Origin of the sequence: Streptomyces sp. NPDC059248, assembly GCF_042753905.1 — a bacterium.
Lineage (GTDB): Bacteria > Actinomycetota > Actinomycetes > Streptomycetales > Streptomycetaceae > Streptomyces.
Window position 1 is genome coordinate 24,495 of sequence record NZ_JBHYZV010000016.1, and the last position, 14,836, is coordinate 39,330.

General features: G+C 70.6%; 10 protein-coding genes. 6 read left to right on the forward strand and 4 right to left on the reverse strand.

Going from position 1 to position 14,836, the window contains the following annotated elements; genetic code table 11:
* Positions 1 to 149: 149 nt before the first annotated feature.
* Positions 150 to 425 (forward strand): DUF1876 domain-containing protein, encoded by a 276-nt coding sequence (locus ACFXG1_RS09305; RefSeq protein ID WP_384708111.1) that lies wholly within the window; start codon positions 150 to 152, stop codon positions 423 to 425.
* Positions 426 to 626: 201 nt separating this feature from the next.
* Positions 627 to 4,757 carry a glycosyl hydrolase family 18 protein gene (locus ACFXG1_RS09310; protein ID WP_384741886.1) on the forward strand — a complete coding sequence of 1,377 codons (4,131 nt, stop codon included), beginning with the start codon at positions 627 to 629 and terminating at the stop codon, positions 4,755 to 4,757.
* Between the two features lie 91 nt (positions 4,758 to 4,848).
* On the opposite strand, the gene argS is transcribed toward ACFXG1_RS09310, so the two are convergent.
* Entirely contained in the window at positions 4,849 to 6,624 is a 1,776-nt protein-coding gene (gene argS / locus ACFXG1_RS09315) for an arginine--tRNA ligase (RefSeq protein ID WP_384708118.1), read from the reverse strand.
* Between the two features lie 488 nt (positions 6,625 to 7,112).
* Here argS and lysS point away from each other — a divergent pair, with 488 nt between their 5' ends.
* The 3 genes from lysS to ACFXG1_RS09330 all read left to right on the forward strand — a co-directional run bounded on the left by lysS (position 7,113) and on the right by ACFXG1_RS09330 (position 9,513).
* Complete coding sequence (gene lysS, locus ACFXG1_RS09320) at positions 7,113 to 8,852, forward strand: lysine--tRNA ligase (protein WP_384719486.1); 1,740 nt, start codon at positions 7,113 to 7,115, stop codon at positions 8,850 to 8,852.
* A gap of 107 nt (positions 8,853 to 8,959) precedes the next feature.
* Positions 8,960 to 9,229, forward strand: coding sequence for a DUF2087 domain-containing protein (locus ACFXG1_RS09325; RefSeq protein WP_384719484.1), 270 nt, complete (start codon positions 8,960 to 8,962; stop codon positions 9,227 to 9,229).
* An 83-nt stretch (positions 9,230 to 9,312) separates the two neighbouring features.
* Positions 9,313 to 9,513 (forward strand): hypothetical protein, encoded by a 201-nt coding sequence (locus ACFXG1_RS09330; protein WP_384719482.1) that lies wholly within the window; start codon positions 9,313 to 9,315, stop codon positions 9,511 to 9,513.
* Between the two features lie 40 nt (positions 9,514 to 9,553).
* Here the strand turns inward: ACFXG1_RS09330 and ACFXG1_RS09335 are convergent, their stop codons facing one another.
* The 3 genes from ACFXG1_RS09335 to ACFXG1_RS09345 form a co-directional block, all read right to left on the reverse strand.
* On the reverse strand, positions 9,554 to 11,197 hold the full coding sequence (locus ACFXG1_RS09335; protein ID WP_384741889.1) for a DUF2637 domain-containing protein: 1,644 nt from the start codon (positions 11,195 to 11,197) through the stop codon (positions 9,554 to 9,556).
* Between the two features lie 191 nt (positions 11,198 to 11,388).
* Complete coding sequence (locus ACFXG1_RS09340; protein WP_384724456.1) at positions 11,389 to 12,234, reverse strand: DUF3558 domain-containing protein; 846 nt, start codon at positions 12,232 to 12,234, stop codon at positions 11,389 to 11,391.
* A gap of 144 nt (positions 12,235 to 12,378) precedes the next feature.
* Positions 12,379 to 13,320, reverse strand: a complete 942-nt coding sequence (locus tag ACFXG1_RS09345) for a DUF3558 domain-containing protein (RefSeq protein ID WP_384707320.1) — start codon at positions 13,318 to 13,320, stop codon at positions 12,379 to 12,381.
* Positions 13,321 to 13,611: 291 nt separating this feature from the next.
* Between ACFXG1_RS09345 and ACFXG1_RS09350 the strand changes: the two genes are divergently transcribed.
* Positions 13,612 to 14,817 carry an RtcB family protein gene (locus ACFXG1_RS09350; RefSeq protein WP_384707323.1) on the forward strand — a complete coding sequence of 402 codons (1,206 nt, stop codon included), beginning with the start codon at positions 13,612 to 13,614 and terminating at the stop codon, positions 14,815 to 14,817.
* The last annotated feature ends 19 nt before the right edge of the window (positions 14,818 to 14,836 follow it).

A 14,836-nucleotide genomic window follows, 5' to 3' on the forward strand; every position in this document is an offset into this window, starting at 1 on the left:
GTGGGATTGGCGCCTTGCTGGCGATATCCATTCTCGAAGCCCGGAAAAGCCTTCACAAGTACCGACTTTTTTGTGGGGTACTCACCAAAAGGTGTGTGACGGGAGGAGGGGGCGCACCCTGGGAGGGGAGAGGGTGGAGGTGGTCAGCTATGCACACGCAGACACTCGTCGGCTGGCATGTCGAGATGGAGTTCCGCGAGGACGGCGACCGGACCAGGGCCGCCGCGCTGGTCCGGCTGTCGGACGGGACCGAGATCCGGGGGCACGGGAACGCCCAGCGGCATCCGTCGGACGCGGAGCAGCTCCGGGTCGGGGAGGAGATCGCCGGCGCGCGGGCCCTGATGGATATCGCGTCCCAGCTGCTGCAGAAGGCGCACCACGAGATCGACGAGGCATCGGGGCGGAGTTCGCACTCGCTGACCTGACCTGACCTGATGGGATCTGACGCGATCTGACGCGACCGCCGGGTCCGGGCGGGTCGGGTTGGGGTCGGGTTGGGGTCGGGCGGGTCCGGGCGGTGTTGATCATTCGTTTATCGGACGCTGTTGTGACCCTGTCACGCTCGGTGCATGCGACAACACCGTTACAAACACAGACATAAGCGCATACGTAGCGTGCTGCTTTCCGTGGCACTGCTGTTCACCGGGGCGCTGGTGGCGCCCGCGCAGGCGGCCGTGCCGCCGGACGGCGGAACGGTCCGGGCGGACACCGTGCCGACCGGGCAGGCCGTCCATCTGCAGAACGTCAGGAACGGCGCCCAACTGGGGATCACGACCACCGGGGGCGGCGACTTCGCCGAGGCGCGGGCTCCCCAGGGGGACAACCACTACCAGGAGTGGGTGCTGGAGCAGGCGACGGGTGGGATGTATCTGCTGCGCAACAGCTCGTTGCGGCCCCTCTGCCTGGTCCGGGGCCCGGAGCCGGTGGCGGGCGCCTGTTCGGGTGCCGCCGCCGAGTGGGACGTCCAGCGGATCGGCGACGGCGAGTACTGGATCAAGGTGCCGGGGGCCGACCGGTATCTGACCAGCTCGGAGGAGATCAGCAAGAGCGACAAGGTCGCCGATCTCGGGATCGGGCCGGACGGGGACGACCGGGGGACGTGGTTCGCGACCCCCGTCGACTGGCCCCGGCAGCCCATGCCGCCGCAGAACCGGCGGACGCTGGAACACATGACGTATCTGACCGCCCACAACGCGATGATCAACCGGGAGGACGGCTACAACACCGTCGCGCCCAACCAGCCGCATTCGATGGCACGTCAGCTCGCCGACGGCGTCAGGGCGCTGATGCCCGATGTCAACGCGGAGGTGGTCGACGGGGCCATCTGGCTCTGTCACGGCGGGAGCTGCGGCGGCATCCCGAACCCGAACAACAGCCTGGAGGCGATGCTGCGGACGCTGAAGACGTTCCTCGACGCCAACCCCTCCGAGATCGTCTCCGTCTTCATCGAGGACCAGGGGACGCTGAGCAACGCGGACTACGAGAACTACGGGCTGAATCTCGTTCCCGGGGTGAAGGATCTGCTCTTCGTGCCGGACGATTCGGTCGTCCCGGACGGCCTGAAGCAGGGCTGGGACGTCCACCGCAACGGCTGGCCGCTGCTCGACGACATGATCGCCAAGAACAAGCGGCTGCTGATTTTCTCCGGGCGGACGGAGCGGCAGTCCATCGGCTTCATGGCGGACCAGCGCTGGCGGGTCGAGAACCACTGGTCCATGGGCCTCGGTCTGGGCAATTCCGACTGGGCCTGCTTCTCGCGCTGGGGAAAGAAGCCGCTCGGAGCCCGGCCGTCGGGGAAGTTCCGGCCGCTGTTCTTCATGAACCATTTCCGTGATGTGCCGATGGCGCCGACGTACACGACGGACAACCAGAAGATGCGGCAGCGGGCCGAGAACGTCTGCACCACGGCCGCCCGCCGCAAACCGAACTTCGTCGCCGTCGACCAGTACCAAAGCGGCGATCTGTTCCCGCAGATCGCGCACATGAACACGTACTGGTATCAGGCGCAGTCCGCCCCCGGCTCCGGCGGCGGACAGCAGCCCGACCCGGGGGCGCCCGCCGGTGACCCCTTTGACAACGGTGTCGACCAACGTGGTCCCAAGCCCGCCGAGGGTGTTCCCCAGCCGTCCTGCCGCCCCGAGGGGATGATCCCGACCGCGGGGGCGTCCGCCCGCTACTGCGACGTATACGACCGGGAAGGGCGGGAGTGGCTCGGTGGCGCCGGGCACGACCGGCGGATCGTCGGCTACTTCAACGCCACCCGCAACGGCACCGACGGCCGGCCCCGCTATCTGGTGAAGAACATTCCCTGGAGCCGGGTCACCCACATCAACTACGCGTTCGCCCGGATCGAGGGGAACCGGATCTCCGTCGGCGACGAGGGCGCGGCGGGCAATCCGGCGACCCGGATGACCTGGCCGGGCGTCGGCGGCGCCGAGATGGACCCGGGGCTCCCGTACCAGGGGCACTTCAACCAGCTGGCCAAGTACAAGAAGCGGCATCCGCAGGTGAAGTCGCTGATCGCGGTCGGCGGCTGGGCCGACACCAAGGGCTTCTACGCGATGGCCACCAACGCCGACGGCACGGTCAACCAGGCGGGGATCAACACCTTCGCCGACTCCGTCGTGGACTTCCTCGGCCGCTACGGCGCCGCGTTCGACGGTGTCGACATCGACTACGAGTACCCGACCGCCATGCCCGACAGCGGCAACCCCGACGACTGGTCCGTCGCCAACCCCCGCCGCAAGGGCCTCCAGGCCGGCTACAACGCGCTGATGAAGACCCTGCGGGAGAAGCTCGACGGGTCCGGTGAGTCCCGGGGCCGCTACTACCTGCTGACCTCCGCCGCCTCCGCTTCCGGGCATCTGGTGCGCGGCTACGACGCCGGACAGGCCCTCGGCTACCAGGACTACGTCAATGTCATGACGTACGACCTGCACGGCTCCTGGAACCAGTACGTCGGCCCGCAGGCGCCGCTCCACGACGACGGACGCGACGGCGAACTCGCCGCGGCCGGGGTCTACGACGACGTCGCCAAGCCCGAGTACGGCAAGACCGGCTACTTCAACGTCGACTGGGCGTACCACTACTACCGGGGCGCCCTCCAGCCCGGCCGGATCAACCTCGGGATCCCGTACTACACACGCGGCTGGCGCGACGTCCAGGGCGGCACCGACGGACTGTGGGGCACCGCCCCGCTGCCCGACCAGAGCGCCTGCCAGCCCGGCACCGGCACCCGCGGTCTCTGCGGGAACGGGGCCGTCGGCATCGACAACCTCTGGCACGACACCAGCCGCGGCCGGGAGGTCGCCGCGGGCTCCAACCCCCTCTGGCACGTCCGCAACCTCCAGAACGGCCGCGCCGGGGACTATCTGCGGGCCTATGGACTCGACCCGGACGCCCCGCCGAACCGTCTCACCGGCAGCTACCAGCGCAAATACAGCAACGCGCTGGAGTCGATGTGGCTGTGGAACGCGGAGAAGAAGGTCTTCCTCACCGCCGAGGACGAACAGAGCATCGACGCCAAGGTCCGCTATGTGAAGGACAAGGGCATCGGCGGCGTGATGATCTGGGAACTCGCCGGTGACCTGGGCCGGGGCCCGGACGGCAGCTACGGCATGGGCCATGAGCTGACCAACCGTATCGACGACTCCCTGCGGGGTGCGGGCGGCTATGTCAAGGAGCGGACCGACGGTACCGTCCCGCCCGATCAGGTCGTCGACGTCGGCGTCGAGTTCGCGGACTTCCCGACCGCCGAGGCCGACCTCTGGCCCCAGCAGCCGAAACTGCGGATCACCAACCGCAGCACGAGGCCGCTGCCGTCCGGTACCGAAATCGCCTTCGACATCCCCACCAGCGCTCCGCCGCTGCTGAAGGACGACAACTGGCAGGAGCTGAAGGACACCGTACGACCCGGTCACACCGGGCCGAACGCGGGCGGCCTGAAGGGCACCTTCCACCGGGTGACGCTGAAACTCGGCTACTGCGAGGGCGTCCCGGCGGGCGCCTCCCGCGATATCGGCCTCAAGTACTTCCTGCCGGTGACCGGGCCCGCGAACATCACCCTGAGGTTCGGGGACGGGGTGTACGGCTCCACCCAGGACCGCCGCCGGGGCGCGACGACCACCGAGCCCCCGGCCGGCAACGGCACCGGACCCGCCTGCCAGGCGGAGGCCTGGAGCGCCGACCGTACCTACAACCCGGCCTGGGCGCCGTTCGCGCTCTGGCGCACCGGCGACGGCTACAAGATCCAGGACGTCGGCAGCTCACTGGTCCTCGACCACCCGGGCAGCTGGACCACCACCCACCTCGTCGACTCCCAGGACGGCAACCGGAACCAGATCTGGAAGATCGCCCCGGACGGCTCCACCGGCCGATTCCGGATCACATCCGACAGCGGCGGCCGGGACCAGTGCCTGGGCGCTGAGAACCGGCTCGCCGAGCTGTCGGTGAAGAACTGCGACGGCGGCGCGGCACAGTCGTGGAGCTTCACCGACGACAAGGGCGCCCCGGTCGCGGGCATCCCGGCCGACGGAAAGCCGCATGGGCTGCTCGCCGCGCGGGGCCATGCCGCCGAACCGCGCAACAGCGGCAACACCGTCCGTACGAAGATGGTCGCGGGCGATCCGACGGGTGTGACCCGGACGGTCGTCTCGTACGGCGGCCACTGGTGGAAGGCCAAGTTCTGGACGAAGGGGAACGCGCCGAACGCGGCGGACGCCCGTAATCCGTGGACCAGGCTGGGGCCGGTGGGTTAGGCCCCCTTGCCATCGGACCCGTGAGAAAACCGGACCCGTGAAAAAGGGGCGTCACCGCGGTGTGCGGTGACGCCCCTCCCGGCCGAAGGTGTCAGAGCCGCTCGGGCGTCCGGATGCCCAGCAGGCCCATGCCGAGCTGGAGCGTGCGGCCGGTGAGGTCCACCAGGAAGAGGCGGTTCTCGACCAGCTCCGGCGGGTTGTCGGCGCTGAGGACCTGGCACTTGTCGTAGAACGTGGTCAGGTGGGACGCGAGCTGGTAGAGGTACGCGGCCAGCTTGTGCGGCTCGTACGACTCGGCGACCTCCGCGACGATCTCGCCGAACAGGTCGACGTGGAGCGCGAGGGCCCGCTCGGCCGGGTGCAGCTCCAGCTCCGGGTGGGCGACGGGCCGGGCGTCGCCCGCCTTGCGGAGGATGGAGCGGATCCGGGCGTACGCGTACTGGAGGTAGACCGACGTGTCGCCGTTGAGGGACACCATCTGGTCGAGGTCGAACTTGTAGTCCCGGACGGCGGAGGTCGACAGGTCGGCGTACTTGATCGCGCCGATGCCGACGTACCGGCCGTTCTCGGCGATCTCCTCCTCCGAGAGGCCCACCTTCCCGGCCTTCTCACGGACCACGGCGGTGGCCCGGTCGACGGCCTCGTCCAGCAGGTCGACCAGCTTCACCGTCTTGCCCTCACGGGTCTTGAACGGCTTGCCGTCGGCGCCGAGGACCGTACCGAACGCCAGCTGGACGGCCTTGACCTCGTCATTGAGCCAGCCGGCCCGCCGCGCGGTCTCGAACACCATCTTGAAGTGCATCGACTGACGGACGTCCACCACGTACAGCAGGGCCCGGGCGTCCAGCTCGCCGACCCGGTTCCGGATCGCCGACAGATCGGTGGCCGCGTAGCCGAAGCCGCCGTTGGACTTCTGGACGATCAGCGGGGTCGGCTCGCCGTCCGGGCCCTTGATGTCGTCGAAGAAGACACAGAGCGCGCCCTCGGAGCGGACCGCGACCCCGGACTCCTCCAGCAGCCGGCAGGTCTCCGCGAGCATGTCGTTGTAACCGGACTCGCCGACGATGTCCTCGTCCGCGATGTCCATGTCCAGCTTGTCGAAGACCGAGTGGAAGTAGATCTTCGACTCGTCGACGAACCGCTGCCACAGGGCGAGCGTCACCGGGTCACCGGCCTGGAGGGCGACCACCCGGTCCCTGGCCCGGGTCTTGAACTCCTCGTCGGTGTCGAAGAGACCCCGGGCGGCCTTGTAGAGCCGGTCCAGGTTCGACATGGCCTCGTCGCCGGAGACCTGGTCGCCACCCGCGTGGTCCAGCTCGTGCGGGTGCTCCTCCAGATACTGGATGAGCATGCCGAACTGGGTGCCCCAGTCGCCGATGTGGTGGCGGCTGATCACCTTCTCGCCGGTGAAGCCGAGGATCTCGACCATCGCGGCGCCGATCACGGCCGACCGCAGATGGCCGACGTGCATCTCCTTGGCGACATTCGGCTGCGCCCAGTCGACGACGGTGGTGCCGGGGTCGGCCGCGTACGGCACGCCGAGGCGCTCGTCGGCGGCGCGGGCGGCCAGCGTGTCGATGATCGCCGCGTCCGTGAGCGTGATGTTCAGGAAGCCGGGCCCGGAGACCTCGACCTCCCGCAGCACCTCGTCACTCTCCGTATCGAGGGCGGCGACGACCCGCTCCGCCAGCTCCCGCGGATTGCCCTTGAGCCGCTTGGCGAGGGCCAGGATGCCGTTCGCCTGGAAATCGGCCCGGTCGCTGCGTCGGAGCAGCGGGTCGGCGGAACCGGCCTCCGGCAGGGCTGCCGAGAGGGCCGTCGCCAGGCGCTGCTGCACATTCGACGCGAGGGAAGGGACCGAGGTCATGGGCTTCCGTTTCTGATTCGGAGGACATTCGGAGGACATTTCGGAGGACCTCCGGAAGAGATCCGGAGGTGCCGCGGGGGAGTGCCGAGTGCCGCGGGGCGCTTCGAAGGGGGGAACCGGGCGTCCCGGGCGGAGCCTCCCGGCTGCCCAGTGTCCCACGCCGCCGTGATCGACTTCGCGCCGATATCGCCGGGCGGGGGACGGGGCCGGCGACCGGGCCGGGGACGGGCGAGGCCGGGCGCGGGCCGGGGGCCGGCCGGGGGCGGTCCCCGGCCCGCGGGCGGGAAAGCGGTGGCGGGCGCGCCGGGATCCCGATGTGATACCGACGGAACGTCGGGGCGGCGGGTTCCGTCTGGGAGAATGGGGGGATCCGGCGTGGGTGTCGCGCGGGCGCCGTCGCGTCCGCCGGGCGGGAAGCCGAAGCGACTCCGGCGCGGCTCCGGCGTGGAAGCCGAATCTGGAAGCACCTGGAAGAAGGACGTAAGGACGTGCCGACCGTGGCTCAGAGCACCACCGAGACCGACTGGGTCTCCCGTTTCGCCGACGAGGTCATCGCGGATTCGGAGCGGCGTGCCCCGGGCAAACGAGTCGTCGTCGCGTCCGGCATCTCCCCCTCGGGCCCGATCCACCTGGGCAATCTTCGCGAGGTCATGACCCCGCACCTGGTCGCGGACGAGATCCGCCGCCGGGGGTACGAGGTCCGGCATCTGATCTCCTGGGACGACTACGACCGCTTCCGCAAGGTGCCGTTCGGCGTCGAGGGCGTCGACGAGACCTGGGCCGAGCACATCGGCCGCCCCCTGACCTCGGTACCCGCGCCGAAGGGCTCCGCGTACCCGAACTGGGCCGAGCACTTCAAGGCGGCGCTGATCGCGTCCCTGGACGAGCTGGGCGTGGTCTACGAGGGCATCAGCCAGACGGAGATGTACACCTCGGGCGCGTACCGCGAGCAGGTCCTGCTGGCGATGCGGCACCGGGCGGACATCGACGAGATCCTCGGCCGCTACCGGACCAGGAAGGGCGCGGGCAAGAAGCCCCCGCAGAAGTCGCAGAAGCCGGTCGACGAGGCCGAGCTGGAGGCCGCCGAGGGCTCCGGCGCGGCCGACGAGGACGACGGCGCGGGGTCGGCGGGCTACTTCCCGTACAAGCCGTACTGCGGTGGCTGCGACCGTGACCTGACGGTCGTCACCGCCTACGACGACGACACCACCGAGCTGACGTACAACTGCTCCGCCTGCGGCTTCACCGAGACGGTCCGGCTCTCCGAGTTCGACCGCGGCAAGCTGGTGTGGAAGGTCGACTGGCCGATGCGCTGGGCGTACGAGGGCGTGGTCTTCGAGCCCTCCGGCGTGGACCACAGCTCGCCCGGCTCGTCCTTCCAGGTCGGCGAGTTCATCTGCCCGCTGTTCGGCTGGGAGCGCCCGATCGGCCCGATGTACGCCTTCGTCGGCATCAGCGGCATGGCGAAGATGTCGTCGTCGAAGGGCGGTGTCCCGACGCCCGCCGACGCGCTGAAGATCATGGAGGCGCCGCTGCTGCGCTGGCTGTACGCGCGCCGCCGCCCCAACCAGTCGTTCAAGATCGCCTTTGATCAGGAGATCCAGCGGCTGTACGACGAGTGGGACAAGCTGGCCGCGAAGGTCGCCGACGGCTCGGTGCTGCCCGCGGACGCGGCGGCGTACGGCCGGGCGGTACGGACCGCGGAGGGCGACCTCCCGGTCACGCCGCGCCCGATGCCGTACCGGACCCTGGCGTCCGTCGTGGACATCACCGGCGGCCATGACGAGCAGACGATCCGCATCCTGAGCGAGCTGGACCCGGCGAACCCGGTGGGGTCGCTGGACGAGGTCAGGCCGCGTCTCGACCGGGCCGAGAACTGGATCACGACCCAGGTCCCGGCGGACGCGCGGACCGTGGTCCGCGACGCGCCGGACACCGAGCTGCTGGCGTCGCTGGACGACGAGGCCCGCCGGTCGCTGGAGCTGCTGCTGGAGGGGCTCGACTCGCACTGGTCCCTGGAGGGTCTGACGACGCTCGTCTACGGCGTGCCGAAGGTGATGGCGGGCCTGGATCCGGAGGCGAAGCCCACCCCGGAGCTGAAGGTGGCGCAGCGGACGTTCTTCGCGCTGCTGTACCGCCTGCTGGTGACCCGGGAGACCGGGCCGCGGCTGCCGACGCTGCTGCTCGCGGTCGGCGCCGACAGGGTGCGCGCGCTGCTCGCCGGGTAGCGGGTCCTGTCAGTGCGCGATGCCGGGGGCCGGGAGGTCCCCGGCATCGGTGCGTCCGGGGCCGTAAATCCGTTGCCGCGGCGCGCGGGGCGGGGGAGAGTCCCCGCATGGACGAAGGACAGGGACGCCGGGGTGTCGAAGCGCTGTTCTCGGGCGGACGGCTGATCGCCGTCCCCCGCAAGACGGCGCGGCGGGCCCAACTGCTGGACCATCTCGCGACGACCCTCTTCACGGTGGGGGAGGAGTACTCCGAGAAGGAGGTCGACGAGCGGCTGGGGCGGGTCCACGAGGACCACGCGGCGCTGCGGCGGTATCTGGTCACCGGTGGGCAACTGACCCGTACCCGGGACGGGTCGGTCTACCGCCGGGCCGCCTGAGGGCGGCCGGCCCCCCGGGGGCTGTTCTGCCCCGAGCCCGGTGATTCGGTGTCCCGGCGCCCGGTGCGTGAGACCGTGGAGCCATGAAGAGCGACGTAGTGCCGATCGCCGGGTGGATCCTCGCGATAGAAGGCGCACTCGGGACGTTCGGTCTCGTCCGCGGCCATGAACCGTGGGGCTTCCTCGACCTGTTGTGGGATCTGTCGGTCGGGGTCTATGTCGCCCTGCTGGTCGTGGGAGTGGTCACGGCGGGCGCCTGGGAGATCGCGCGCAAGCGGAGCTGAGGCCCGCCCCGGGGCCGCTCCACCGTGTCGTGGGGTTCCGTCACGCGATGTGTTCGGCCTCCAGCTCGGCCTCCATGCGCTGACGGAACGCGGGCATCGCCTGGCGCAGCAGGGCAGCGCCGCGGGGGTGCGTGATGCCCCGCGTGTCCGCCAGGTGTATCGCCAGGACGTCGGCCTTCGGGTAGTCGCCGTGCTCGTGGGCGTAGTCCACGAAGACCGGGTACGCCGCCTCGTAGAACGCCTCGACGTCGGCGGGGGTCGCCTCGTCCGCCGGGGCGTCGCCGTTCGGGTACGGCTGTTCCCGGCCGTCCCGCGCCTCGTGTGTCTCGCGCTCGTCGGGGGCGCCGAGGATCCGGGTCCGGCCGCCGGGGCCCGCCGGGATCAGGATCTGCTGCCCGGTCTCCGGCTGCGGCGCCGCGTCGGCGGATCCGTTGACGGCCTCGTTCACCGGGCCGTTCGCGGGGCCGTTCGCGGGGCCGGGCTCCTGGTAGGCCGGGTCGTAGCCGCCCTCGTACCGCTCGTTCCGGGGGCTCTGCCGGAACCACGGGCTGTTCTCCGGGCCCTCCTGGGCGTACTCCTGGTACTCCTGGAAGCGCTGGTACTCCTCGTACCGCCGGCGCTCGTCCTCCTGGTACTCCCGGTAGGCCGCCTCATCGGCCTCGTCGGCGCCGTAGGGGTCGGCGGGGTGCCCGGCGAACTCGGGGGAGTCATCGGCGTACTCGTCGGCGTACTCGTCGGCGGTCGGCGCCGCGGCGCCCCGCCGGCCGCCGGGGCCGCTGGGTCCACCGCGTTCTGTGCGTTCCGCGCGCTCCCCGGCTCCTCCCGTGTCCGCGTGCCCGGCCGCGCGTCCCGCCGTCTCCTCCGCGCCGTCCCGCGGGTGCCGGTGCGGTTCGTCGGCCGCGGGCTCCGGCTTCTCCAGCGTGACCACCTGCCGGGGGGCCGGCAGCTCGGGCTGCGGCGCGCCGGGCGTCACGGGCGCGGGCGGCAGCAGGACCGGGTCCACCCCCGCCGCGGCGAGACCGGCGGGCGCCGTCTCCGCCAGCGGTACGCCGTACTTGGCCAGCCGCAGCGGCATCAGCGACTCCACCGGGGCCTTGCGCCGCCAGCCGCGCCCGTACCGCGCCTGGAGCCGGGCCTGGTAGATCAGCCGCTCCTGCTCCAACTTGATGACCTGCTCGTACGATCTCAGCTCCCACAGCTTCATCCGCCGCCACAGCTTGAACGTCGGCACCGGCGAGAGCAGCCAGCGGGTCAGCCGGACGCCCTCCATGTGCTTGTCGGCCGTGATGTCGGCGATCCGGCCGATCGCGTGCCGGGCGGCCTCGACCGTGACCACGAACAGGACGGGGATCACGGCGTGCATCCCGACACCGAGCGGATCCGGCCAGGACGCGGCGCCGTTGAAGGCGATGGTGGCGATCGTCAGCAGCCAGGCCGTCTGCCGCAGCATCGGGAAGGGGATGCGCATCCAGGTCAGCAGCAGATCGAGGGCGAGCAGCACGCAGATACCGGCGTCGATACCGATCGGGAAGACGACGGCGAAGTCGCCGAAGCCCTTGCGTTCGGCCAGGTCGCGTACGGCCGCGTAGGAACCGGCGAAGCCGATGGCGGCGATCAGCACCGCCCCCGCCACCACCGTTCCTACGAGTATCCGGTGCGTGCGTGTCAGCTGCATCGCGGCCACCCGCGATCTCCTTCCCCTGAACCCGAGCCCCGGGCCGAAACCCCGGCCGGAACCTTTGGCCGGATCAGGTGCTGGACAAGTGTTCCCGTCCGGCCAGGGGCACAGCGTGGCACATGACAGCGGAGCCCGCGCCCCTCGGGGGAGGCGCGGGCTCCATAGGCGCGGGTGACCGCGCGGTAGCTTCCGGGGAGTCAGCTCCCGGAGGTGGCGGGCTTCTTGGTCCCGCCGTCCGACGGCTTCGACGAGGAAGCGGGCGGATCGGCCTTCTTGTTGGCGGACCCGACCGAGGCCACGGCCTCCTTCGCCGCCTTGAACGCGTCCTTCGTGATGTCCGCGGCCGACGGGGACTTGGCACCCGCCATGCCCGCGCCGTTGTACGTCAGCGTCACCACGACATTGTCGACACGGGCGACGATCGTCGTGTACGCGAAGTCGGCTTCGACCTTGCGCAGGGTGTAGGTCACGGAGGTCGCCTCGTCGCCGAGACCCGTGGTCGCTGCGGTCTTCAGGCCCTTGGCGTCCGCCACGGCCTTGGCCTTGGCGACTTCCTTGCCGTAGCTCTCCACGGCCCGCTGCTCGCCGCTGGCCTTGAGCGCCTCCTCGGAGTCGTACCGCAGCAAGGAGACGTCCAGCCAGCGGTACTGCGTACCCTTCAGGCCGTTGTCGTCGCTGCCCTTCCAGTGGCAGTTGGCGCGGGCCTGGGCGTCCGAGGACTCGCCCGCCTTGCCGGCCTTGGGCGAGGCGCCGGGCACCAGGTCGTTCACCGTGGCCGACCCGATCGCGGAGCAGGCGCCCGGCAGCTTGGCGTAGGTCGCGGGGGCGACGGTCTCCTTGTCCTGCTCGGACTTCTCCGGAGCCGCGCCGCTGCCCTCCGAGCCGCCGCCCCCGGCGGCGGCCGACGAGGAGCTCTTCGCCTCGTCCTTCTTCTTGTCGCCGTCGCCACCGCCGGAGTCCGACGAGCAGCCGGCGACGGCGAGCATCAGCGGGAGGGCCGCGCAGGCGAGTATGCGGGACAGTCGCGGGGCTGATCGGTGCATGGTTCCTTCAGTCGTTGGTCGTACGGTCGCGCCCCGGCTCCGGCCGGGCCCGGGTTCCTGCCACGCCACCGTACGCGGATCGGGCCGTGGCGTGGGCGCCCTGTGGAAGACCGGTGACCCGGCCGGACCGGGGCGCGCCACGCGTCACTCGCTGAACTTCCGTACCAGGTCGCGGGCCACGCTCTGGGCCTTGTCCTGCAGTTCCTTGCCGTCGGGCGGCTCGGCGGCGACGCCGGACTGCTCCACGTACACGACCGTGACGATGACGTTCGATGTGCGGAACACCACGCTCACGGTGCGGCGCTGGGCGGTGGTATCGGTGCCGCGTGCGCTGGTGACGTCGTTCAGGAACGCGGCGTCGCCGAGGTCGTCGAGCACCCGGGGGCCGGGCACTTCCTCCTGCCCCTCGCCCTGCCCCTCGCCCTGTCCTTCGCCTTCGGCGCCGGCCGACGGGCCGGAGGACGACGTGGTGGACGTGGTCGACGTGCTGGGCGGGTTCGCGGTCTGCGCACTCGTACCGGTGGGTGCGCCCGTCGTGGCATTTGTGCCGTTCGCCCCATCTGTTCCATCGGCCGAACCGGACTCGCCCGGTACCTTCAGCGGTACCCCGGCCGCGGTCTGCTTCCCCTCGAACACCTTCTGTGCCTGGGCGTCGTCGCTGACCGCCGCGTCGTAGGAGACGACCCGCTCGAAGTCGAGGCTCAGGGAGCGCGAGGAGTCCGGCGTCTTGGCGTTCCAGGCGCAGCCGACCCGGCGGTCGGTGTCGTACGTGCTCAGGGGCTTGCCCCGGAGCGCCTTCTGCCGCGCTTCGTCGGGCAGCTCGGCGAGCCCCGGCAGCAGGTCCTTGAGGGTGGAATCGCCGATGGAGCCGCACGGTTCGAGGAGGGTGCGGTACTTGCCGGGCGCGGCGGGCACGACGGCTCCGCCGCCCGCCTTGGAGTTCACGGCGCCGGTGGTGGTTCCCTCACCGCCGGTGCAGCCGGTGGCGAGGGCGGCGAGCCCCGCGACGGCCGCGACGGCCGCGACCGTGCGGCCGAAGGTGCCGGAGATGCCGGAGATGCCGGAGGCATACGTCCTGCGTCGCACGGTCCCGGGCTCCTTTCGAACTGGTCGGGCTGGTGGTCGGGGAGCTGTCCGGACTTCCGTCCGGGCCGCTTCCCGCGGGAAAAGCTGTTGCCGCTCCGCGGCGGCCGGTGGACACAATGTCTATCGCACACGAAGTCCGCCGGGCACGGCCGCGGTGCCGGTCCGCCGGACTTCACCGACTTCCGCCGTCCACTGCCGTCCTCTGCCGGGTTTCCCCGCGGGCGGGGGCGCCGGTTTCGCGCTTGACTGATCTTGAGGATATTCCGGGGGACGGGGAGAACGGGGATATATATGTCTTACACCGAGATTCCGGGGGCGAAGGTTCCCATCCGGATGTGGGCGGATCCGGCGGGTGTCGAGGACGTCGCCATGGCCCAGCTGCGCAATGTCGCCACATTGCCGTGGATCAAGGGGCTCGCGGTGATGCCCGACGTCCATTACGGCAAGGGTGCCACGGTGGGGTCGGTGATCGCGATGAAGGACGCGGTCTGCCCGGCGGCGGTCGGGGTCGACATCGGCTGCGGGATGACCGCGGTGAAGTCGTCGCTCACCGCGAACGACCTGCCCGGCGACCTCTCCGGACTGCGGTCGCGGATCGAGCGGGCGATCCCGGTCGGCCGCGGGATGCACGGCGAGCCGGTCGACACCGACCGGGTGTACGGCTTCGGGAACACGGTCTCCCCGGCGGGCTTGGCCGACTTCTGGGACCGCTTCGACCTGGTCGCGGACGAGGTGAAGTTCCGCCGTGAGCGCGCGCTCCAGCAGATGGGCACGCTCGGTTCGGGCAACCACTTCGTCGAGGTCTGCCTCGACGAGGACGGCGCGGTCTGGCTGATGCTGCACTCCGGCTCCCGCAACATCGGCAAGGAACTCGCCGACCACCACATAGGCGTCGCCCGCGACCTGGCGCACAACCAGGGCCTGGTAGACCGCGACCTGGCCGTCTTCCTCGCGAAGACCCCGGAGATGGCGGCGTACCGGAACGACCTCTTCTGGGCGCAGGAGTACGCCAAGTACAACCGCGCGGTCATGATGGGGCTGCTCCAGGAGGTCCTGCGCGCCCAGTTCCGCAAGGCGCGGGTCACCTTCGGCGACGTCATCTCCTGCCACCACAACTATGTGTCGGAGGAGCGGTACGACGGGATGGACCTGCTGGTCACCCGCAAGGGCGCGATCCGTGCGGGCTCCGGCGACTACGGCATCATCCCCGGCTCCATGGGCACCGGTTCGTACATCGTCCGCGGTCTCGGCAACGAGAAGTCCTTCAACTCGGCCTCCCACGGCGCGGGTCGCCGGATGAGCCGCACCCAGGCGCGGAAGCGGTTCTCCACGAAGGACCTGGAGGACCAGACCCGGGGCGTGGAGTGCCGTAAGGACAGCGGAGTGGTCGACGAGATCCCCGGCGCCTACAAGCCGATCGAGCAGGTCATCGAGGCCCAGACGGATCTGGTCGAGGTCGTGGCGAAGCTGAAGCAGGTCGTCTGCGTGAAGGGCTGACGGGGCGGGTCGGGGCGGG